This is a genomic window from Paraburkholderia kirstenboschensis (genome assembly GCF_032806925.1).
GTDB classification, from domain to species: Bacteria; Pseudomonadota; Gammaproteobacteria; order Burkholderiales; family Burkholderiaceae; genus Paraburkholderia; species Paraburkholderia kirstenboschensis.
On sequence record NZ_CP136511.1, the window covers coordinates 975,494 to 996,656 of the forward strand.

Below are 21,163 nucleotides of genomic sequence, written 5' to 3' on the forward strand. Positions count from 1 at the left end.
GGGGCGAAATGCTCCAATTAACCTCGTCGCCTCAAATTGCCATTTCGATCGTCAATCATTGACTGCACCGGTCACCCCAATCATCCGGTCGTCGCGGCGAAGTATCAGGGACAAGGCAACCAGCACCGGTGCGATCGTCAAACCAGCAAAGAATATCGTGGCACGTTGAATACCCGCGAGTTGCACGGCAAAGGCAATGCCGCGTGATTCGTTCACGATACGGAGTGCCGTCCCTGGGCCCGCGGCCCTCGGTCAAGCACTTGTGCCCCCATCGACCTTCAGACTGGTGCCCGTTATGAACGCCGCATCGGGGCTTGCCAGCCAGGCGACAAGTCCCGCAATATCGTCGCCTGATCCGTACCGGCCCAGTGCAATTGAGCCCCGGATCTGGTCGGCCATCGGACCGTCGGCCGGATTCATCGCCGTGTCGATCCGTCCGGGCTGCACGTTATTGATCGTAATTTCCCGCGTGCCAAGATCCCTTGCCAGCGCGCGCGTCATGCTGGTTACCGCACCTTTCGTCGCGGCGTAGACGGACACACCCGGAATCGGCATGTAGTCGCTGCTGATGCTGCCGATATTGATGATCCTCCCGCCTCTTTCCATGAAGCGCAGCGATTCCTGAATGGCGACAAGCAGGCTCCTGACGTTGATGGCCAGCATCCGGTCGATATCTTCCAGCGGGAAGTCGTCGATCAGGCCGCGGCGGAACATCGCGGCGTTGTTCACCAGAATATCCAGTCCCCCGAAGCGTTTCGAGGTCGATCCGACCGCGGTTTTTACCGCTTCCGCGTCGGCACAATCCGCGCGAATTGCCACGCCCCGTCCCCCGGCGCGTTCGATGTCCTCGATGACGTGATCCGCGTCGGCACTCGAGTTCGAATACGTTATCGACACGGCCGCGCCATCGCTTGCGAGCCGTCTTGCGATGGCCGCGCCTATCCCGCGCGAGCCCCCGGTCACGAGCGCCACCTTGCCAGCCAGTTGTCCATCAGAAAAAGTCACGTTTGCTCCTTTCAATTGCATTCTCTGCTCGTTTCAGATCGGCTACGCTTGCCTCGTACATCGGCAGGCGGGAAGCATGGGCGAGCGCAAACTTCGGGCGAGAATTGCACTCCGACGCGCCTAGCGCCCACGCATTGATGGTCCCAAAACGGCCATAAGCAATGCACAGAGCTTGATCAGGACATCACCGGTCGATAAAGTAGCAGCAACTGGAGAGAAATGAAACTCGGTGGGCAGCATCGGCGTCATCCCCAGCACACTTGTCGCACAGATACCAGGAAAAACGGCAGTTGCCCACGCAGCGCCGCGTGTCATCGCCAGCACCACCGCAAAAAGTAATAGTTTGGCGCACCACAACGCCACAGCTTCTCGCCATGTTTTGGACACCCAAAGTTCCACAGGCAGCTCGATCAGCGCCCAACAAAACACCAGCCAAGCGGAGAGACTGGGCAAGATGTGATATCTACGTCGATCTGAGCGCCAGATGTCAAAGACGAAGAATCCTGCGATGTTTCTGCCCGCACTCCCGCTGAAGCTTCACTCCATAAAGTAGCTTTCATTTGTCATCTCACTCGGCCTCGGGAGCAGCACATTGCAGCGCATGCGTGAGAATCATTGCGTCGGCATTGGCCGCGACTCCGCGGATGCGAGCCGGATGAAAGACGTCGGCGCCGACCGCGATCTGGGCACCGGTCATGGCACAAACACCTCCGTGTCGCGCCTTGAAGCGACACCAGTGCTGGTCCTCATAGCGGCAACACGTCGGGTCGTACCACCCAATGGTCGCGGACGATTCCGTCAGTTCACGCACGTTAATCGTCACACAAGCCTGGAAACCTGGCGTATCCAAAGAGGCCGGACCGTACCGCCTTCCGGTGTAGCCTTGAGATCCGTGTGCGCTGATCATCTTTGTAGTGGGCGACGCATGGCTCTCCGCATTTCCGCACGCGCTACATCGGGTCAACAAGTCGAGAATCGTCGGCCAGGGGTCAGCTTTGGCGCTACCAGGATTCATGATTGTGGCTCCTTGAAGATGCGTCCGACGAGATAGAAAGGCAGATGAAGCATGCCGCACTGTAAATGCACGTTGCACCTACACGCTGCCGCGGCCCTGCGTGATGCAACGCGTTGCACTACCGTCGAACAGCGTCTGTCCCGCGTGCCTGAATGTCATGCGGCTTGGCTTCGGAATGGTCACGATTGTATGAACGTCATGGCCAGTGTTTGACGCAACTTCGAGTGAAACCGTTTCGTCAGGTTTCCAGCATAAAGCTGGAGCCTGCGAGACCTGTTCGTTAAGACCTCCGACTGGACAATCCACCTGGCGCCGTTGCGGTTCCATACGGATGTACTACGTTACCCGCGGGGCGGCGTATGTCTTGCACACTGCCTGCGTAAAGCTGCTTTGCTGTGCTACCGCCTGTGCGGGGACTGCATTGATCAACTGCTTTCCAAGAACAGGCGCATCGTCAACATTGAGACAATTGCGGTTGGCTAAACCAACAGCGAAGCCCCGTCCCCGTTTTTCACGCCAATTCAAGATATTCGACGCGAGTTGAGGGGCAATCAGTCCGGCACTGTCGCGAAGTAGTGATTCTTTTGACTGGAGTGATTGTCTCCGCACGACGTTGTCGCGGACAAGTTAAGCGGTGTGAAGCAGTGCTATTTGTTGTTGCAGACAGAGGAGCAGCGGATGGCGAACCCGTGCGCGCAGAGTTTGGCATGTACACGCGGCGCACTAGACGCTATGGGAGGGAAAGCCCGCGGGAGTTAAACGGGATTTCCAGACTTGTTTTCTCGGAAGGAGCGCGCAAAATGGATGCGACTTACACAGCCCTTCATGGGCAGAATACGACGGTGGGTGGCCGGCTGTACATGGCATTTGGACTGGGCGAGAAGAACTGGAAGCTCTCTCACTGGGTGGTGGCCAGCGCGCGCCCAGCCGGTTTACGGTCGCCGCAGGTGATACCACGGCGGTCCTCACCGCCATCGCCAAGGCGCGCTGCCACCTCACCGCCGACACACCCGTCTACAGCTGTTATGAGGCCGGCCGCCAATCTCATGGTGGATTCGGCCAGTATCGAGGTAAACTGGCGGGCCCGTCGCGCGAAGACCGACCGGCTCGACAGCGACAAGCTGCTTTTTGACGGTCGGGGCAGACATGACAAAGATGCCATCTCGACGACCGGCTCATGTCATGTTGGTGAAGGCACACTCTTCAAGTTTGGTGCAGCAGCAGGATTCAAAACAGAAACGGGATGCAAATGATTCCCAGATCCACTTCGTCCTCTGCCCTTTGCCCGAAACAGTCGTCTGACGCAACACACAGCAGATTTACCGAATCCGGATCGTACAGGCCATGCAGGTAACGGATTGGATACTCGCCAAATCCAGAAAATGGTTTGATACATGCAAATGAAGTCGCTGAAGTGTACGTGCCGCGGCGATCGGGGTTGTCGCAAATGACCGGGATCATTGGCGTCCTGAGCGTGAACATTGTGGAGAGCGTGCAACTGTCTGAAATCTTCGGTGACGAAGCAGCCCGCCAGGCGATGGCCGATTTTGGCGAAGCAGCAGATGACTTGCTCACGCGTTTGCTGGCTCAACATGCAGTGATTGACCAATATGGTTCTGCTGCCGATAGAAGATGGGCGGCATGCTTTCGTGTCCTTTCGGACGGCCTACCGCGAGATGCCAGGGAAGTGGCGGAGGCCATAGAGCACGCAGGGCGCAACCTGATCCGTGAGTCACTGCTGGCTGTATTCGGCGGCGCGACGGGCGCTCGCATAACCGCCGACTTGTCCGTATTCCTCATGTCCCCCGAAACAGGCGAGCGGGATGTAAAGGCATGCTGGACTCAATGGACCGAAGACCAGTTGAGGTCTCAACCCCAACGTCACGTTGCGGACCAGGCAGGATCTTCTACCGACGTGACAGCGATTCTGACGGACCGCTGCATACAGACATATCTGCAGCCGATCGTGCGCGTCAGCGATCGTGCGGTGGTTGGCTTCGAGGCCCTTTCCCGAGGTCCGGAGGGCTCACCTCTTGAACGCCCGGATAGGTTATTTGATGCGGCCTGCGCCGCCGGGCGTACCGTGGATGCGGAATTGTTGTGTGCCGAACTGGCTCTCGAGCGCACGAAAGACAAATTACCGCCAGACGCCTTCCTGACCATCAATTTGGGCCCGGATGCCTTGACCCTCGCGGCGGACAAGCTGGCGTTAGCCGGTAGACCGGAAGTGATGATCGAACTCACTGAGCACCTGCCCCTTAACGAAGCAGAGGGTTTTGTGGAAGTGGTCAATCGTTTGCGCACCTTGGGGATTCGGCTGGCTTTGGATGACACAGGATGCGGGTTTGCCGACTTCGACACCGTCCGCCTGTTGCGGCCGGACATCGTCAAACTTTGCATCACGGTGATACGCAACGCCGACAAAGGCTCGCACTTTATGGCCGCGATTCGTGAGTCAGCAGAGCGGCTCTGCAAGCTGGGTTGCCTGGTGCTCGCCGAAGGCGTGGAAAGAGAAAATCAGCATGCCGCATTGCAGGGTTGCAGTATCGAACTCGCCCAAGGCTGGCTTTATGGCAAGCCGGAGGCCGTCGAGTCTGTCCTACGTTGAACGTCTGATTGCGTGGCACCGCAAGACAATCTGGAACGGCCGCGAGAGCCGAACGGCCTGCCGGACGCCGGTATGAACGATTCGACGAAGATCCAGGAACCCTGTCCGAGTGACAAAGCAACGGCAGAAAACCGCCGTACAGCTGCGAAATAGGATAGTCAAAGTCAATTAACGAAGGTATTGCAATATAAAAAGATTATCAAAAGGGCTTTTTGTTGTTATTATTAGACCTGAACAGAGACGGCGCGCCGCGCAGGGTTGCTTGGCCCGCAACGGCCCAGACAAGTCAAGGCTACGTCAGCACACGGGGAACCCATGAACACAAACAAGAAGACATTGAGCATTCGGGCGCGGTTGATCGCAGGGTTCGGCGTGGTTCTCATTGCGCTCGTCGCGCTGACGATCATCGCGATCAGCCGGGTCGAGATGGTTCGGGCGCGGCTCGACGACATCATCGACGTGAACGGCGTAAAGGAACGTTACGCGATCAACTTTCGCGGAAGTGTTCACGACCGCTCTATCGCGGTGCGTGATGTAACGCTTGTATCCGCGGCGGAACTGCCTTCAGTCATCGATCACATTCATGCGCTCGCGAGCCAGTATCAAGAATCGGCAGGCCCGCTCGCGAAGATCTATGCCGAACGTACCGATATCACAGCCGAGGAACGGGCGATCTATGCACGGGTCAACGCCGCGCGGGAGCGAAGCCTGCCGCTGATCCTGCAGGTGATCAGCCTGCAGCAGGCGGGCGACGTGGAGGGCGCGCGCAAGATCCTGCTCGATGATGCGCGTCCCGCGCTTGTCGAATGGCTTGCCGGAATCAACGCGTTAATCGACTATCAGGAGCACCTCAACCAGCAGGAAAGCGCCGAGGCGCGCAAGATCAGCACCGATTTTCGCTGGTTGATGAGCGTGCTGACGCTGCTCGCGTGCGGGGTTGGCATCGCCATCGTCTACGCGACCGTGCGCAACATCACCCAGGCCCTCGGGGCCGAGCCTGGCGACGTGGTGGAGCTGGCCGAGTCGATCCGCGCGGGCAACCTCGCGCGCCGAATCGAATTGCGGCGTGGCGATACGTCGAGCGTGATCGCCGCGATGGCGCGCATGCAGCAAAGGCTCGCCGAAATCGTCACCCAGATGCGCGACGCCGCGCAGGGCGTCGCGGCCGCCACGGAGCAAATCGCGTTGGGTAACGCCGACCTGAGTACGCGCACCGAACGGCAGGCCGCCGAGCTCGAACAGGCGAGCGGCGCGCTCGAGGAGTTCGACTCCAGCGTTGCGGCCAATGCCCAAAGCGCGGGCAACGCCGACGAACTGGCAAAGCATGCTTCCGCTACCTCAGCTCAGGGTGGCACCGTGGTGGGTCAGGTCGTGAACACGATGCGCGCGATCAGCGAATCGTCAAACCGCATTGAAGACATCATCTCCGTCATCGATTCGATCGCATTCCAGACTAATTTGCTGTCGTTGAATGCCGCAGTCGAAGCGGCGCGGGCCGGTACTGAAGGTCGCGGCTTCGCGGTCGTCGCCAGCGAGGTGCGCATGCTCGCACAGCGCAGCGCATCTGCGGCGAAGGAGATCAAGGAACTCATCGGCGCGAGCAGCGCGCGGATTAACGAGGGGGAGCGGCAGGTCGACGCGGCGGGCACGACGATCACCAACATTGTCGAAGCATCGCGGCGCGTGACGCACATCATGGAAGCGATGCACCAGGCTTGCCGTGCGCAGACCCAGCAGATCGGCGAAGTACGTGGTGTGATCGGGAACCTTGAGCAAAACACGCAGCAAAACGTGACGCTGGTGCAGCAGTCGGCCGCTGCGGCGCAGACGCTGAAGGAACAGGCGCAGGGTTTACTGGACTCGGCGCAGGTATTCACTCTCCCGTTTCACACGCATTGAACGAGCCGGTCGTTAATATCTGGCGGAGACGTACTGTGGCGCGGCGGTTTTGTCGCACTAAGGTGTTGAGACAAGATTCGCGTCCAAACATGGATGACGACCAAGATGGCTAAAACGGAGAAGACGGCGCCCACGACGTTGCCACCGGGTTTTGGTAAGGTCCTGAAGCGACTTCACCATCCACTGGACGGTGCGACACGTGTCGCCGTCCGCCGCGCGTCAAGCGGCAGGTAATTGCGTACCTGATCCGAAGGCTGAGTAGCACGAGCAACGAGCGGATCCGGTTGGTGTGCGCGGTACGTTCCTGCCGCAGGCGTTCGAGTTCGCGATGCAGGCGCCGGTCGTCTTCCTGCTCAGGCGTTGGGATACGTGCCACTGCCCACACCCGGCGCTCGCCGGTGTGATAGCGCATGAGCATGGACAGCAGCTTGTCGCTGTCGAGCCGGTCGGTCTTCGCGCGACGGGCCGCCGGTTTAACTTGATACCGGCCGAATCCACCGTAAGCGACTCGGCTGGGCCAGTCCTTCATTCGCGCGCGCGTGAGGCATGATGGTGCCGTCGTGGTGGAATTCGTATAGATCACGGGGGATCGTGTCCATGATCGGCGATCGTGGACACGATCCACGCAAATCTATCCAGATCTACCCGGTTAAGGGTGTAGGCGGAGTGGCCGGCTTCAGTTTGTCGGCCACGTTCCAGGGCAGCAATTCGTCGATGCGTGAGATCTTGTGACCAGCGATATGGGTCAGGACGTATTCCAGATAGGCGCGCGGGTTGATCCCGTTGAGCTTTGCCGACCCGATCAAGCTATACATCGCGGCGGCTCGCTCGCCCCCGCTGTCGGAGCCGACGAACAGATAGTTTTTGCGTCCGAGCGCGACACAGCGCAGCGCGTTCTCGGCAAGCACGTTGCTGATCTCGACTCGACCGTCCTCGCAATAGAACACGAGCGCCGCCCAGTGGTTCAGCGAGTAGTTGATTGCTTTTGCGAGCGCGGACTTCGTCGATAGCGTCGCGAGTTTCACCCTGATCGTCGCTTCGAGCTTCGCGAGCAACGGCTTGCTCTTTTCCTGCCTGAAGCGCAGACGCTCGTCAGGCGCCTTGCCGCGGATGTCGGCTTCGATGCTGTAGAGTTCGCCGATCATCTCGAGCAGTTGCTGGGTATCTGGAGTCGGTGTGCGCGCGTGAACATCGAAGATGTACCTCCTCGCGTGATCCCAGCATGCCGCTTCGTGGATCTCGCCGCTCGCATACAGTTGATCGAAACCGGCGAAATGTTATGCATAACATTTCGCCGGCTATGTTGCGTCCAAATTTATGTGGTGGCGCCCAATCGTCGCCAAGGAAACGGGCGCATTCCCCGTCTATTGACGTGACATAGATTTCGGAGCTTTGTGACCTTCCAACCATCGTTCGGAGGTCTGTCATGCCCAAGAAGCCAGCCCCTGCAAAGGCCGAAGGTAATCGCCATCGCGAGGCGCCGTTTCCGGAGGAACGGGAGCGATATCTTCGTCACTGTGCCGAGTCGGGTGCAACGCCCGGGTCGCTGTGTATAAAAAGAAATGAGCTCATCTGGATCGCTCGCCTTCTACCCGCGACTGCATCGGAAGGAGTCGATATCAGTGTGTTGAATGAGATCGTCCGCAAGCGCGCATCAATGCATACGGGCGTCACGACGGCGTACCGCATGATCGTAGCCGCCAGGCCGTGGTTACGATTCCTCGGGTGGTGGCGTGAGCCAGCCGTCACTCTTCCATTTCAAGGCAATCTTGACAGTTACATCAAATGGATGCGCGATGAGCGAGGGTTCACCGCTTCCACGGTCGGTCAGTGGCAAAGCAAGACCAGGCAGTTTCTTCAGTGGTGCGTTGACTCTGATCGTCGCCTTGAAGATCTGCAGCCAGACGATATCGACGTCTACTTCATTCAGAATGCGTCGCGTTGGGGGCGGGTCTCGATGAGGGGCGTAACGGGTGCCCTCCGAGTATATTTGCGTTACGCGGCCACGCAAGGTTTATGCGACTCACGCCTTGCCACGGCGCTACGCTCGCCACGTGTCTACACGCAGGAATCGCTTCCATGTGCACCTGGATGGACCGACGTGCAACGGATCCTGGCAACTACCGAGACCGACAAGCCCGCTGACATCCGAAACCGCGCGATTCTGATGCTCTTATCGATCTACGGCATGCGACGCGGGGAGGTCGTGGCCTTGCGCCTTGATCAGGTGAACTGGGCTGGGCGAACGCTGCATGTGTTTCGCCTGAAACGCCGGCAGCCGCAGGTCTATCCGCTGTTGCCGACGGTCGCCGAAGCACTGGCTCGCTATATCGATACTGTTCGCCCAAAGACTTCTGCGCCGGAGATATTTCTCGGACTGTATGCGCCCCAGCGGCCGTTGACCCCGCAGGCCGTATTCGACGTGGTCAATGACAGGTTCAAAGCGCTGGGAATCAACGCAAAGCATTGTGGCCCGCACGCATTGCGCCACGCTTGTGCTGTACGTCTTATCGACCAGGGTTTAAGTTTCAAGGAGATCGGTGATCACCTCGGCCACCAAAGTGCATCTGCCACGATGACTTATGCCAAGGTCGATATGCGCGCGCTACGCGAAGTCGGCGACTTCGATCTGGGAGATCTGTCATGGAACTGATCGACGTGGTGACAGCATACGTCGCAATGCAACGGTCGTTGGGCTTGCGATTTGAAGCTGCCGACCGACTGTTGCGGCAGTTTGCTCATCAGATGGGGAGTGTCGGCATTGCCGACGTCTCGCCGGATGCCGTCGTGGAATTTCTACAAGGAACAGGCCCGCTCACAGCCACTTGGCGGCTCAAATACAACGTGCTTGCAGGCCTGTACCGGTTTGCCATCAGCAGGGGATATAGCGAGACATGTCCGCTTCCCGCAAACGTGCCGACTCTGCCTCCGCCCCAAACCCCTATGTGTACTCAACCGGAGAGCTCCGCCGCTTGATCGATGCGACGCCTCTGCTATACAACTACCGTAGTACGCAGCAGGCATCTATGTATAGGACATTGATTCTCCTGCTGTACGGCAGCGGTTTGCGCATCGGCGAAGCGCTTCGCTTGACCATTCTGGATGTGGACTTGATCGACCGTGTCATCGTCGTACGCGACACGAAGTTCTTCAAGAGTCGTCTGGTACCAATTGGGCAACGGTTGTCGACGGAACTGGCCGTGCATATCGAGCGCCGTCGGGGCCTGCCGATGCCCGAGGGAAATGATTCACGCCTGTTCGCGTCACGCACCGGGCAGAGGTGGTCGTATTCGCAAGTCATTACCCTGTTTCAGCGCCTGCGCCAGATGGCTAGAATCGAGTGTCCCGAGGGAGAGTTGCATCCGCCACGGCTGCATGACTTGAGGCATACCGCAGCAGTACATCGAGTAGTCGCATGGTATCGCGATGGCAAGGATGTGCAGCGCCTACTCCCGCGACTAGCGACCTACCTGGGCCACGTCGAGATCAAATCAACGCAGCGATATCTGCGCATGACACCCGAGTTGCTCGAGGAAGCAAGCCGGCGTTTCGCACAGTACGCGCAGTGCGGAAGTTTTCCAGCTAGTTGTCGCCTCGACGTTTTGAATTCAGGCTGCTTTTAATTCCTGGTTACGAGGTCGCCGAATGTCGAGGTCGGCTCAGCACGATCGGGATTCAGATGCACGACATTAACGCGCTGCCAGTCCCGCGTGGCACCTTTCCATCGTAGCGGATGACGTTCGCGCGCAACCTCGTAGAGCGCCTTGCGGCGCTCAAGGATGTCATGTGTTGTGGCGCGCGGTCGACGAGCATGGTGCCGAACTCGACGTGCTGGTGCAAAAGCGTCGCGACAAGGCCGCGGCAAAGCGCTTCTTTCGGCGGGTGCTGCGTTCAAACCCGGTGCCGCGCAAAATCGTTACCGAACAACTGCGCAGTTATCCGGCGGCGAAGGCTGATATTCCTGAGCTCGCTCAGGTAGAGCACGTTTTCGTCAAAGCGACCGCACGCGTAAACAACCGCGCCGAGAATAGCCACCAGCCAACCCGTAGGCGCGAACGCCAGATGTGTGGCTTTCGCGATGCGCGTCGCACGCAGGCTTTTTTTCATGCTTCGGCCGATCCGTCAGCACTTCGCGCTTCCAAGACATCAGATGAACGCCGCACATCATCGCGCCATACTAAAAGAACGCCTCGGCAATTGGCATGGTTGGACTGTCTCTGCCGCAATCGAGACAGTTATCTGATAAGGATAACTACGCGTATGCCGCATAGTTGGCCTACAGCCGCCAACTTGACAACGCCCGCCCGTCGTGCCGGTGCCGCATGGGCGTATGAGTGTGCATAGGACACGTAACGCGGGCTTCATAAGTCAGGAGTGTGAGGGTCGGGCTCTTACGGGCTGCGGTCGGCTAGATTACGGCAATGTTATCTGGCGGTCTTATGGCAGCCGCGATGCGGCAAAGAGGACGGGCGCGGCGATGCGTCGCGACGCTTGGATAACAGAACGGTAATCCGCGGGTCAGTGCTCCGACAGCTCGAATGACAAGAATGGGAAGCGTGGTTCAGGCTACTCATTTCTTGCTCATATCCGGAGAGACATCATGAAACTGCTTACCGCTATTGCCGTTGCCGCCCTCAGCCTGCCATTCGGCGCGAATGCCTTTGCTCAAACTACCTCGTCAGGATTGACGCGGGCCGAAGTGATGGCGCAGTTGCAACAGGCACAGGCCGAAGGGCTGGTGCCCACGCGGAGCAGCGACTATCCGCCGTTGGAGGCCACGATTGCGCGAAACCGTGAGATCTACGCGATCCAGCACGGCACGGATCACGCGGGTGAGACGGGAACGGCGGCAGCGGCCGCCGCTCAAACGGAGCCGACGTCGGATTGACCTGAGGCTGGAGCGCTGACGGCCCCGCCGGCGGCCCAATCAACGCCGCATCGATGAGGTTGGACACCCGCCGGCGACAGATTGCCGAACATGTCGTTGTTCCGAAAAGCGCGGTGCGACGGCGTGAAGCTGTGCTGGTTCAGGAAAAGATCGCTTCGATATCCGGCGACGCGTCCTTCACCTCGTCGAAGTTCAGTGTCGCTTCGATATGCTGCAGGTGTGCCTGCATGCTCGCCGCAGCCTTTGCTTCGTCATGAGCTTCAATTGCATCGATCAGATCACTGTGCTCGTGATGCGGGCACGCCGGCGCATTGGGCTTGTCGTAAAGCGTGATGACGAGACACGTCAACGGCGCGAGTTCGCGCATCATCCGCAAGAGGATTTCGTTGCCGATCATCTCCGCGATCAGCACATGAAACTCGCCTGACAGCCGGATGATGGCGGGCCGGTCATTCTGCTTGCGCGCGTCGCTTTCCTGTCGCACGTGCTTGCGTAACGCACGCACTTGCGCCGACGTCGCGGTGCGGCTCAATAGCCTGGCCATTTCCGGCTCGATCATGCTCCGCGTGATAAATACGTCTCGCGCCTGCTGGACGCTCGGGCTGGCGATAAAGGCTCCGCGGTTCGGCACCAGTTCGACCAGCCCCTCATGCGCAAGCTTGTTGAGCACTTCGCGAATCTTGGTGCGGCTGACGCCCGAGACTTCCGCGAGCCGCTCCTCAATCAATTTTGTACCGGGCGCAAGGCGATGCTCAAGCACCGCCTTCTGAATGCGGCCATAGATTTCCTCGTTCGTAAACGGCGCCTTGGGCGCGGCAGCTTTACTGGCAGGCATGGAGGAGGCTCGTTCAAAGGGCTTCACGCAACTGGGAATAGATTGATGATAGAGCAATCATGAGCGTTTTTGTACACAAAATTTTGATCAAACGCTCGCATCGAAGCCCTGTTCTGGCCGGCGACTCCAGTTTTTTGCATACAACTGCCTCATCCGCCCTATCGGAGCCTGACAGCTGAAGATGTCTTGAGCAGGCAACTTTTTGGCTGATTGACAACCCTTGTTTGGTGCCAATGATTCGATGTTGGTGCGCCTGCGCACCATCTTCATGCGAGCGTGCATAGGCACCGTACGCCATGATCTATCGCCGTTTGCTCTGAGAAGATACTCAGAAAGCGGTCGTTTCGACTGGCGAAGGCGCATCCAGAATTGCATACAACAATGACTATATTGCGTACAAACGCGTAGCTTTATGTTGGCATAAAGATTGCGTTGTGGGAGTCAGCAAGCATCTTTTCCGGGCGCGGCCCGCCAGAAGCTACCTTGATATGGAAATCATGACGCAACGCACTCTGATTGGCATGTTGACCCCGTCTTCCAACACGGTTCTCGAACCGGTCACTTCGGCGATGCTCGCGGGCCTGCCCGACGTCAGCGCGCATTTCGGCCGCTTTCGGGTGACCCAGATCGCACTGTCCGAACAGGCGCTGGCCCAGTTCGACGACGAGGAAATTCTTGGCGCGGCAGCGTTGCTCGCCGACGCGAAGCTGGACGTAATCGGCTGGAACGGGACATCGTCGGGCTGGCTTGGGTTTGAGGCAGACGAGCGTCTGTGCCGCAGCATCACGGAACGCACCGGCATTGCCGCTTGTACCTCGGTGCTCGCGCTCAACGAGATTTTCGCCATGACGGACGTGCGTCGCTTCGGTCTGGTCACGCCCTATCGCGACGACGTGCAGGCAAAGGTCATCTCGACGTATGGCAGCGCGGGCTTCGAATGTGTCGGTGAGCGTCATCTGAACAAGCAGGACAACTTTTCGTTTTCGCAAGTCAGTGCGGAGACGTTGCGTGAGATGGCGCGTGAAGTCGCAAAGAGCAAACCCGACGCGATTACGGTTTTCTGCACCAATTTGCGCGGCGCGCCGCTCGCTGAAGAGCTCGAAGCCGAACTCGGCATTCCGGTGTACGACACCATCTCGACGGTGGTCTGGAAAGCGCTGCGGATGAGCGGCATCGATACGCGGTGCGTCACCGGCTGGGGCAGCCTTTTCCGGGAGGTCGCATGAGCGACGCGGCGGCCTTCGACCTCGTGATCCGCAACGCGGATATCGCCACGGCGGCCGACCGCTTCACCGCCGACATCGGCGTATGCGACGGGCGCATCGTCGCGCTGGGCAGCGGACTGCCTCGGGGCGCCAGCGAGATCGATGCAGGCGGCCGCCTCGTCACTCCAGGCGGCGTGGATAGCCACTGCCACCTGGATCAGGAGACCGGCGACGACAGCGTGATGGCCGACGACTTCCTGAGCGGCACGGTTTCCGCTGCCTGCGGCGGCACCACCACGGTGATTCCGTTTGCGTGCCAGCAGAAGGGAAAAACGCTGCGTGCGGCGATCGACACGTACCACCGACGCGCCGATGGCCGCGCGGTGATCGACTACGCCTTCCATCTGATCGTCACCGATCCCACCCCGCATGTGCTCGCACAGGAGCTGCCGCAACTGATCGAAGAGGGTTATACGTCGTTCAAGATCTATATGACGTATGACGCGCTCAAGCTGAACGACCGTCAGATAATCGAACTGCTCGCGTTGGCCCGCATCCACGGCGCCATGGTGATGATTCATGCCGAAAACGCCGATTGCATAGCGTGGCTCACCGAGGCGCTGCTGGAGCAAGGCATCACAGCGCCGATCGGGCATGCGCTGTCGCGCCCGATGCTGGTCGAGCGCGAAGCGACGCATCGCGCCATCAGTCTCGCGCAACTGGTCGACACGCCCGTGCTGATCGTGCACGTCTCCGGCCGCGAAGCGATTGAACAGATTCGCTGGGCGCAAGGACATGGGCTCGCGGTTTACGCCGAGACATGTCCACACTATCTGCTGCTGACCGAAGACATGCTCGAAGATGGCCCTCGCGGCTATCAATGCATCTGCAGTCCGCCGCCGCGCGACGAAGCCAATCGCCAGGCCGTCTGGGACGGTCTGGTGAACGGCACGTTTCAGGTGCTCTCCTCCGACCATGCGCCGTTCCGCTTCGAAGGTCCGCACGGCAAGCAGGTGGCCGGCGAAAACCCGCGCTTCGATCAGGTGCCCAACGGCATACCGGGTCTCGAGACGCGCATGGCCTTGCTGATGTCCGAAGGCGTGATGAACGGACGCATCGACATTCACGCCTTCGTCGCATTGACCGCAACGAATGCCGCGAAGCTCTATGGCCTTTATCCCCGCAAGGGTTCGATCGCAATCGGCGGCGACGCCGATCTGGTGATCTGGGATACAGATCGTGCCTTCACGCTCACCAACGATGCGTTGCACCACAACGTCGACTACACCCCGTACGAGGGTTGGCAGATGAAAGCGTGGCCAGCGCTGACGCTATCGCGCGGCGAGGTAGTGTGGGACGGCATGCAGCCCAACGGCACGCACGGCCGCGGCGAGTTCCTGCCGGCCTTGCGCCCGCAACTGGCGCAGCCGCATCGGCCGTTGAACCCGCGCATTGACGCTCACCGGGTCCTGCCGCGCTTTGCCTTTCCCGCCGTCTATCGCGAGTAGGAGTGCCTTTGCGGGCTCGCGCGGAACGCGCGGTGCTTTTCGGCACCTTCGGCGCCGCTTTACACCCTGTCTTTATAGCGAACGAATTGTGATTTTCCCTGGAGAGTCTGATGTCCGAACGATTTTCGCGTCGCCAATTCCTCCAACGTGCTGGCGCGGGTGCAGCCCTGTTGTCGATCGGCCTGCCCCGCTTTGCGATGGCCGCCGGGCTCACGCTTGACGACATCAGGAAGGCCGGCGTGCTGCGCATCGGCTGCGAAGCGACCTATCCGCCGCTGACGTATCGCGACACGAGCGGCGCGATGATCGGCTACGACGTGGATCTGGCCAACGCGTTTTGCCGCAATCTCGGCGTCAAGGCGCAGTTCATCGACACGGTCTGGTCGGGCGTGATTCCATCGCTCTACACAAAGAAGTTCGATCTGGTGATGAGCAGCCTGAGCTACACGGCCGAGCGCGAAAAGCACGTGGACTTCTCCGTGCCTTACGTCGAGGCCTCGCAGGCATTACTGATTCGTGCGGCGGATCAGAAGAAGGTCACCAGCCTCACCGGCATGAACGGCAAGGTGCTCGGACTCAAGCTCGGCTCGCCCGGTCAGATACTCGAGCCGAAACTCGATGCCCAATTGAAAGCAGCGGGCGGCACGGGTTTCAAGCAAGTGAAAACCTTCGACGACCATCCGGCCGCCTATATCGCACTGGCAGAAGGCAAAGTGGACGGCGTGCTCAACACATTGCCGACGCTTGCGCTCGTCCTGAAGAATGCGCCAGGCAAATACGCCATCGTCAAGGGCATCGGCGCGGATAACTGGGCGGGCATCGCAGCACGTACGGATGACACCGCGCTGATCGGCTTTATCGACCAGCAACTGCACATGTTCAAAGCAGACGGCACGTTGCATACGCTGCAGCAGAAGTGGTTTGGTTTCGACATGAACTTGCCGGATGCGATTCCGGTGCTGTCCTGAGAGCGCGGCGTCCATGGACTGGAGCATTATCGTCATGGCGTTGCCGATCCTCGCGGTCGGCCTGCTCGCCACGCTCAAGGTTTGCCTCGCAGCCATCGCGATTGGCATCGTGCTCGGCTTCGCGCTGGGTTTCGGTGCGCTCAGCCGCTTCAGGGCGGTTCGCATCGCCGTACTGGCGTATGTCGATTTCGTGCGCGGCACACCGCTGCTCGTGCAGATCTTTCTCGTCTATTTTGCGCTGCCCGTCATCGGCATCAACTTCAACGAGTACTGGGCCGGCGTCATCGCGCTCAGTCTGAACGCGGGCGGCTTCATCTGCGAAATCGTACGCGCCAGCATGCAGTCGGTCGATCGCGGCCAGACCGAAGCCGCGCAATCCATCGGCATGCGTCACGGCCAGATCGTTCTGCACGTGCTCTTTCCACAAGCGTGGCGGCGCATCCTGCCGCCGCTCACCAACGAACTGATCTCGCTAATCAAAGGTTCGGCGCTGCTGTCTGCGATCTCCGTGTATGAGCTCACGCACGCCGGTCAGGAAATCATCGCAACGTATTTTTCACCGTTCGAGATTTTCCTGCTGATCGCCCTCTACTACTACGCGTTGATTTCGGCGCTGGCGTGGCTGTCGCGCTACCTGGAGCGGCGGCTGCCGCAATACTGACTTCATCAGCTCGGGTTCCACCATGTCTTCCACCGTTACCGCCTCTGACCTGCCCGCAGCGTCCGCCATGGACGCCGCCACGCGCGTCGTGCATGAACGCGCAGCTGCACCGCTGCTGTCCATAGAAGGACTGCACAAGCGCTTCGGCGACAAGGTCATTCTGCCCTCCGTCTCGCTGGAGGTCGGGCACGGCGAGACCGTGGTTCTGATCGGGCCGTCGGGTTCGGGCAAGACCACGCTCCTGCGCTGTCTCAACTTCCTGGAGAGGCCGGACGGCGGCACGATCCGCCTTGGCGGCCAGCGTATCGGGCTGTCGGAACACGGCCGCGCGCTGCCCGAAGCCGAACTGGCGCGCCAACGCAGCCGCTTCGGCTTCGTGTTTCAGCGCTTCAACCTGTTCGCGCATCTGAGTGCGCTGGATAACGTCGCCGCCGGCCCGCAGCGTGTGCTGGGACTCTCGCGCGATGCGGCCCGCGCCCGCGCACAAGTTGCGTTGGAAAAAGTCCACCTCGCGCAGCACGTCAACAAGCGGCCCGCGCAACTCTCGGGCGGCCAGCAGCAACGCGTGGCGATTGCCCGCGCGCTCGCGATGGAGCCGCAGATGATCCTGTTCGACGAGCCGACCTCGGCGCTCGACCCGGAACTCGTCAACGAAGTGCTCGACGTGATGCGCGATCTCGCCGCGGCCCGAATGACGATGATGGTCGTGACACACGAAATGAGCTTCGCGCGCAACGTCGCGCATCGGGTTGTCTTCATGGATGTCGGCACGGTCGTCGAACAAGGTACGCCCGGCGACGTCTTCGGCCGTCCGCGCGAAGAGCGCACCCGGCGTTTCCTGAAGCACCTGCACACCTGAACCGAACCGGACCACCTGACTGATGACTGTCCCACCTATCGAGCTTGACCTCGACCTTTTGCTGCACGGCGCCACCGTCGTGACGATGGACCCGGCTCAACCGCTGCTGAACGACGCGGCCATCGGCATACGCGGCAACCGCCTCGCTTTTGTCGGCCGCGCGCAGGATCTGCCTGTGCAGACACGCGCGCGGACCACGCGCCGGCTTGCCGGACGCGTCATCGTGCCCGGCTACGTGAACGTCCATACCCACGCCATTCTGACAATGGTGCGCGGCGTCGCCGAAGACCTGGGCTTCGCGCCCGCCTACACACCAGGGATTCCGCACGGTCATGACGTGCGCCCGGACGAAGCTATCGCGCTGGCGCGTCTCGGCGCACTCGAAGCGATGCTGTTCGGCTCGACGCTGATCAACGACAGCTACGTCCACGCAGACCTGACGATGGAAGCCATGGCCGAGCTCGGCCTGCGTGTTTATTCATGCGGCCGCCTGCACGACGTCGATTTTTCCGGCGTCGCGGACGGGCGTTGGGAATACCATGCCGCGACCGGCGAGCGCACGCTCAACGACGCGCTGGCGCTCGCTGGCCGCTGGCATCGCAAGCACAACGGGCGCACCGGCGTCCAACTCGCCGTTCACGCGCCCGACACCTGCTCCGACGACTTTCTGCGTCTGATTGCCGACGCAGCACGCACGCATGATCTGGGCGTGACGACTCATCTCGCGCAAAGCCGTACCGAAGTCAGCGTGGTGAAGCAGCGTTCCGGTAAAAGCCCCGCGCAGCTGCTCGACGAGGTCGGACTGCTCAACGAAAGGCTCGTGGCGGCGCACTGCCTGTATCTGGACGATGAGGACATTGCACGCGTCGGACGGGCTGGCATCACGGTAGCGCACATCCCCAAGGGCAACGCGACGGGCGGCACGATGGCGCCCACGCCGCGTCTGCGCGGCGCGGGCGCGCGCATTGCATTGGGCACCGATAACATGCACGGCGATATGACCGAGGTCATGCGCTGGGCGCTGGCCATTGCGCGCATCCAGTTGGGCGAAGTCTCGGCGGACTGGCAGCCCGCCGATGCGCTCGCCATGGCGACGTGCAACGGCGCGCAGGCCATGGGCCTCGGCGACGAACTCGGTTGCCTCAAGACGGGCTGGCTGGCAGACCTCGCCGTGTTCAATTTCCAGCGCGCGCATCTGACACCGCACCCCAATCCGTTGGGCACGCTGGTGCATACCGGCCTTGGGCGCGATGTCGAGACGGTCATCGTGGACGGGGAGATTGTGGTGGACGGCGGCGCCCCCACCCGTTGCGACGCCGATGCCGTGATCGCCGCTGGAAAGCACGCCGCCACGCAACTATGCAAGAGGGCAAGCGCATGAGCACCCCGCACACTGTCGTTTCACAGTCGAAGCACAGCGCAGCGGGCGCCCAACTTGCAGCTTCGCAGGCACGCACCTCGCAAACCGGTGCCGCCGTGCAGATGCGCGGCATCCGGCATCGTTTCGCCGCCGTGCCGGTGATCGAAGACGTCACACTTGAAATTGCCGCAGGCGAACTGGTTGCGTTGCTCGGCCCGTCGGGCTGTGGCAAGAGCACTTTGTTGCGCATCCTTGCCGGTCTGCAAGTGCAGTCCGAGGGCGAAGTGCATATCGGCGGGCAACGCGTGGACGGCCTTGCGCCACGCCAGCGCGGCGTGGGCATTGTCTTCCAGAACTACGCGCTGTTTCCGCACATGACGGTCGCCGCCAACGTCGCCTACGGTCTGGAAGCCAACGGCGTCGCGCGTCGTGATGCCGCTCGCAAGGCGCTGCAGATGCTCGAGATGGTGCGCATGGAAGCATTTGCGAAACGCTATCCGCGCGAGTTGTCGGGCGGTCAGCAGCAACGCGTGGCACTGGCCCGTACGCTTGCCGTCGAGCCGCGCATCCTGCTGCTCGACGAGCCTTTTGCGGCGCTGGACAAAAACCTGCGGCTCGATATGCAGATCGAAATCCGCCGTCTGCAGCGCGAATTGAACATCACGACCGTGATGGTGACGCACGATCAGGAAGAGGCCATGAGCATGGCCGACCGGGTCGCGGTGCTCAATCGCGGGCGGCTCGAACAATACGACCCGGCGGTCGCGATCTACGATCAGCCCGCAACCCCCTTCGTCGCCACCTTCGTCGGCACGGCGAATCTGCTGCCGGTCACCTTGCGCGTGCACGGCGACCAGTGCCTGGCAACCTTCGACGATGGCGCCGTGCTGACCGTTGCTGAGCCCGGCCCGTGGCGCGACGCCGGCGCGGCGCTGCTGGCGGTTCGCCCCGAGCAATGGGCGTGGCAGTTGCCGCAGCCCGGCGCCAGCGCGCGTCAGCTACTGGCTACAGTGCAACTGGCGATGCCGATCGGTCCCACGCTGGTGGTCGATCTGCAGACCGATGCCGGACAGACCGTGAAGATTTCCGTGCCGCGCGCAGAGGGTGCCGACTTGCGCCCGGGCATGCGCGTCGCGCTCGATTTCAAGCCGGGTGCGCGGGTGCGCACGTTCAAGGCGGCGCAACCCAGTACCGCAGGTGTTTAGCGCATGGGCACGATCGTCCAGGTGCAATGTGCCGCCCGCTTCGTTATCGCGGGTTCATCCTGTTTAACTACCCATCCAGAGGTTCTATGTCGCTGATCGATCACCAACGTCGCAAGCTCCTGCAACTGATGGGAGCAGCGGGAACTGTCGGCCTGTCGCTCGGCAGCCCGCTTGCCATGGCTGCGTCCGCATCGCTCGCCGCCACCACGTTTCCCGGTGCGTGGGAAGAGTCGCAACGCAAGATCCTGTTGCCCGCGTTTCGCAAGGCTGCGGGCGTGAGCGCCGTGCTCACCGCATCGCAAGCGGTCGACACGCTGACCAAGCTGGTGGCCGCGCGCAACAACCCGCCGTTCGACGTGGTCATGATGGACGAGGGTCCCTACCTGCAGGGCATCGCGCAGGGCTTGTTCGAACCCATTCCGGCAGCCCGGGTGCCGAACCTGGCGAATCTGCCCGCGCACTTCGTCGACCCGAAGGGTCTGGGCGTCTATGTGTCCGCGCAGGTCTATGGCATCGCGTACAACACGGAGCGCGTGAAGACCGCGCCGAAATCCTGGAATGATCTGCTCAAGCCGGAATTCAAGGGCCGCGTCGGCCTCGTGAGTCTCGACTCCACCTTGGGCACGGTATGGATGGTGGCGCTCGCCAAAATGCTGGGCGGCGACGAGGATCACATGGACCCGGCCTTCGATTACATCAAGCGGCTGATGCCGAACGTCGGCGCGGTTGCCGCCAATCCGGGCGCACTCGGCACGCTGTTCCAGCAAGGTCAGGTGGATATTGCCTGCCACTACATCAACAACGTGGAATCGCTGAAGGCCAAGGGCGTGCCGGTGGCGCTCGCGCGCCCTGACAGCAACTGGGGCATGGTGCGCAGCACGATGAATATCGTGAAGAACACCCAGGCGGCGGATCTCGCCGCCGCATACATCAACACCGCGTTGAGCGTCGAAGTGCAGCAGCAGATGACGAGCGCGCCCTACTACGTCGCGCCGACCAACACGAAGGTGCCGTTTGGCGCGGCGCTCGCCGCTGTCGCTCATAACGCCAATGACATGACGTCGTTCGTGCAGGTCGACTGGGCACGCATCAATCCGCGCCGCGCTGAATATATCGACCGTTTCAACCGTCTGGTCAAGGTCTGACG

20 protein-coding genes and 5 pseudogenes are annotated in these 21,163 nt (G+C 60.8%); 17 read left to right on the forward strand and 8 right to left on the reverse strand.

Annotated elements, in window-relative coordinates; genetic code table 11:
- Positions 1–51: 51 nt before the first annotated feature.
- From RW095_RS04850 to RW095_RS04865, 4 genes are all read right to left on the reverse strand, one after another.
- Positions 52–216, reverse strand: a complete 165-nt coding sequence (locus RW095_RS04850; protein ID WP_317014858.1) for a hypothetical protein — start codon at positions 214–216, stop codon at positions 52–54.
- A 36-nt stretch (positions 217–252) separates the two neighbouring features.
- The gene (locus RW095_RS04855) at positions 253–1,026 is read right to left on the reverse strand and encodes a 3-oxoacyl-ACP reductase family protein (RefSeq protein ID WP_317014859.1); all 774 of its coding nucleotides are present in this window, start codon (positions 1,024–1,026) and stop codon (positions 253–255) included.
- Between the two features lie 99 nt (positions 1,027–1,125).
- On the reverse strand, positions 1,126–1,392 hold the full coding sequence (locus tag RW095_RS04860; RefSeq protein ID WP_317014861.1) for a hypothetical protein: 267 nt from the start codon (positions 1,390–1,392) through the stop codon (positions 1,126–1,128).
- Positions 1,393–1,573: 181 nt separating this feature from the next.
- Positions 1,574–2,020, reverse strand: coding sequence for a DUF3331 domain-containing protein (locus tag RW095_RS04865; protein ID WP_317014862.1), 447 nt, complete (start codon positions 2,018–2,020; stop codon positions 1,574–1,576).
- Between the two features lie 800 nt (positions 2,021–2,820).
- Between RW095_RS04865 and RW095_RS04870 the strand changes: the two are divergent.
- The 4 genes and pseudogenes from RW095_RS04870 to RW095_RS04885 all read left to right on the forward strand — a co-directional run.
- A pseudogene (locus tag RW095_RS04870) lies at positions 2,821–3,147 on the forward strand (IS110 family transposase); the annotation flags it as partial.
- Between the two features lie 320 nt (positions 3,148–3,467).
- Positions 3,468–4,628, forward strand: coding sequence for an EAL domain-containing protein (locus RW095_RS04875; protein WP_317014865.1), 1,161 nt, complete (start codon positions 3,468–3,470; stop codon positions 4,626–4,628).
- A gap of 315 nt (positions 4,629–4,943) precedes the next feature.
- A complete protein-coding gene (locus RW095_RS04880; protein WP_317014866.1) occupies positions 4,944–6,527 on the forward strand; it encodes a methyl-accepting chemotaxis protein in 1,584 nt (527 codons plus the stop codon).
- A gap of 93 nt (positions 6,528–6,620) precedes the next feature.
- Positions 6,621–6,716 (forward strand): annotated as a pseudogene (locus tag RW095_RS04885) (IS6 family transposase); the annotation flags it as partial.
- 49 nt (positions 6,717–6,765) lie between these two features.
- Here the strand turns inward: RW095_RS04885 and RW095_RS41685 are convergent.
- Positions 6,766–7,034: pseudogene (locus tag RW095_RS41685) on the reverse strand (IS110 family transposase); the annotation flags it as partial.
- A 134-nt stretch (positions 7,035–7,168) separates the two neighbouring features.
- A pseudogene (gene tnpC / locus RW095_RS04890) lies at positions 7,169–7,801 on the reverse strand (IS66 family transposase); the annotation flags it as partial.
- Positions 7,802–7,953: 152 nt separating this feature from the next.
- Here tnpC and RW095_RS04895 point away from each other — a divergent pair.
- The 5 genes and pseudogenes from RW095_RS04895 (at position 7,954) to RW095_RS04915 (ending at position 11,415) form a co-directional block, all read left to right on the forward strand.
- The gene (locus tag RW095_RS04895) at positions 7,954–9,180 is read left to right on the forward strand and encodes a tyrosine-type recombinase/integrase (protein ID WP_317014868.1); all 1,227 of its coding nucleotides are present in this window, start codon (positions 7,954–7,956) and stop codon (positions 9,178–9,180) included.
- Entirely contained in the window at positions 9,171–9,503 is a 333-nt protein-coding gene (locus RW095_RS04900; RefSeq protein WP_317014869.1) for a hypothetical protein, read from the forward strand. The genes RW095_RS04895 and RW095_RS04900 overlap by 10 nt, the downstream gene beginning before the upstream one ends.
- Positions 9,500–10,150, forward strand: coding sequence for a tyrosine-type recombinase/integrase (locus RW095_RS04905; RefSeq protein ID WP_317014871.1), 651 nt, complete (start codon positions 9,500–9,502; stop codon positions 10,148–10,150). Before RW095_RS04900 ends, RW095_RS04905 begins: the two co-directional genes overlap by 4 nt.
- Positions 10,151–10,238: 88 nt before the next feature.
- A pseudogene (locus RW095_RS04910) lies at positions 10,239–10,770 on the forward strand (DDE-type integrase/transposase/recombinase); the annotation flags it as partial.
- A 357-nt stretch (positions 10,771–11,127) separates the two neighbouring features.
- Positions 11,128–11,415: a DUF4148 domain-containing protein gene (locus RW095_RS04915; RefSeq protein ID WP_317014872.1), complete on the forward strand. Its 288-nt coding sequence runs from the start codon at positions 11,128–11,130 to the stop codon at positions 11,413–11,415.
- Between the two features lie 139 nt (positions 11,416–11,554).
- On the opposite strand, the gene RW095_RS04920 is transcribed toward RW095_RS04915, so the two are convergent.
- Together RW095_RS04920 and RW095_RS04925 are read right to left on the reverse strand one after the other, a co-directional pair.
- Entirely contained in the window at positions 11,555–12,250 is a 696-nt protein-coding gene (locus tag RW095_RS04920; protein WP_317014874.1) for a GntR family transcriptional regulator, read from the reverse strand.
- A gap of 13 nt (positions 12,251–12,263) precedes the next feature.
- Complete coding sequence (locus tag RW095_RS04925) at positions 12,264–12,548, reverse strand: hypothetical protein (protein ID WP_317014875.1); 285 nt, start codon at positions 12,546–12,548, stop codon at positions 12,264–12,266.
- Between the two features lie 199 nt (positions 12,549–12,747).
- Here RW095_RS04925 and RW095_RS04930 point away from each other — a divergent pair, with 199 nt between their 5' ends.
- From RW095_RS04930 to RW095_RS04965, 8 genes are all read left to right on the forward strand, one after another.
- Complete coding sequence (locus tag RW095_RS04930) at positions 12,748–13,476, forward strand: maleate cis-trans isomerase family protein (protein ID WP_317014876.1); 729 nt, start codon at positions 12,748–12,750, stop codon at positions 13,474–13,476.
- Positions 13,473–14,963 (forward strand): dihydropyrimidinase, encoded by a 1,491-nt coding sequence (gene hydA / locus RW095_RS04935; protein ID WP_317014878.1) that lies wholly within the window; start codon positions 13,473–13,475, stop codon positions 14,961–14,963. The genes RW095_RS04930 and hydA overlap by 4 nt, the downstream gene beginning before the upstream one ends.
- A 110-nt stretch (positions 14,964–15,073) precedes the next feature.
- A complete protein-coding gene (locus RW095_RS04940) occupies positions 15,074–15,931 on the forward strand; it encodes a transporter substrate-binding domain-containing protein (RefSeq protein WP_317014879.1) in 858 nt (285 codons plus the stop codon).
- Between the two features lie 13 nt (positions 15,932–15,944).
- Positions 15,945–16,592 (forward strand): amino acid ABC transporter permease, encoded by a 648-nt coding sequence (locus RW095_RS04945; protein ID WP_154565351.1) that lies wholly within the window; start codon positions 15,945–15,947, stop codon positions 16,590–16,592.
- Positions 16,593–16,614: 22 nt separating this feature from the next.
- A complete protein-coding gene (locus tag RW095_RS04950; RefSeq protein ID WP_317014880.1) occupies positions 16,615–17,451 on the forward strand; it encodes an amino acid ABC transporter ATP-binding protein in 837 nt (278 codons plus the stop codon).
- A gap of 22 nt (positions 17,452–17,473) precedes the next feature.
- Positions 17,474–18,832, forward strand: a complete 1,359-nt coding sequence (locus RW095_RS04955; RefSeq protein WP_317014882.1) for an amidohydrolase family protein — start codon at positions 17,474–17,476, stop codon at positions 18,830–18,832.
- Complete coding sequence (locus tag RW095_RS04960; RefSeq protein ID WP_317014883.1) at positions 18,829–20,016, forward strand: ABC transporter ATP-binding protein; 1,188 nt, start codon at positions 18,829–18,831, stop codon at positions 20,014–20,016. Before RW095_RS04955 ends, RW095_RS04960 begins: the two co-directional genes overlap by 4 nt.
- An 86-nt stretch (positions 20,017–20,102) precedes the next feature.
- Positions 20,103–21,161, forward strand: coding sequence for an ABC transporter substrate-binding protein (locus tag RW095_RS04965; RefSeq protein ID WP_317014885.1), 1,059 nt, complete (start codon positions 20,103–20,105; stop codon positions 21,159–21,161).
- The last annotated feature ends 2 nt before the right edge of the window (positions 21,162–21,163 follow it).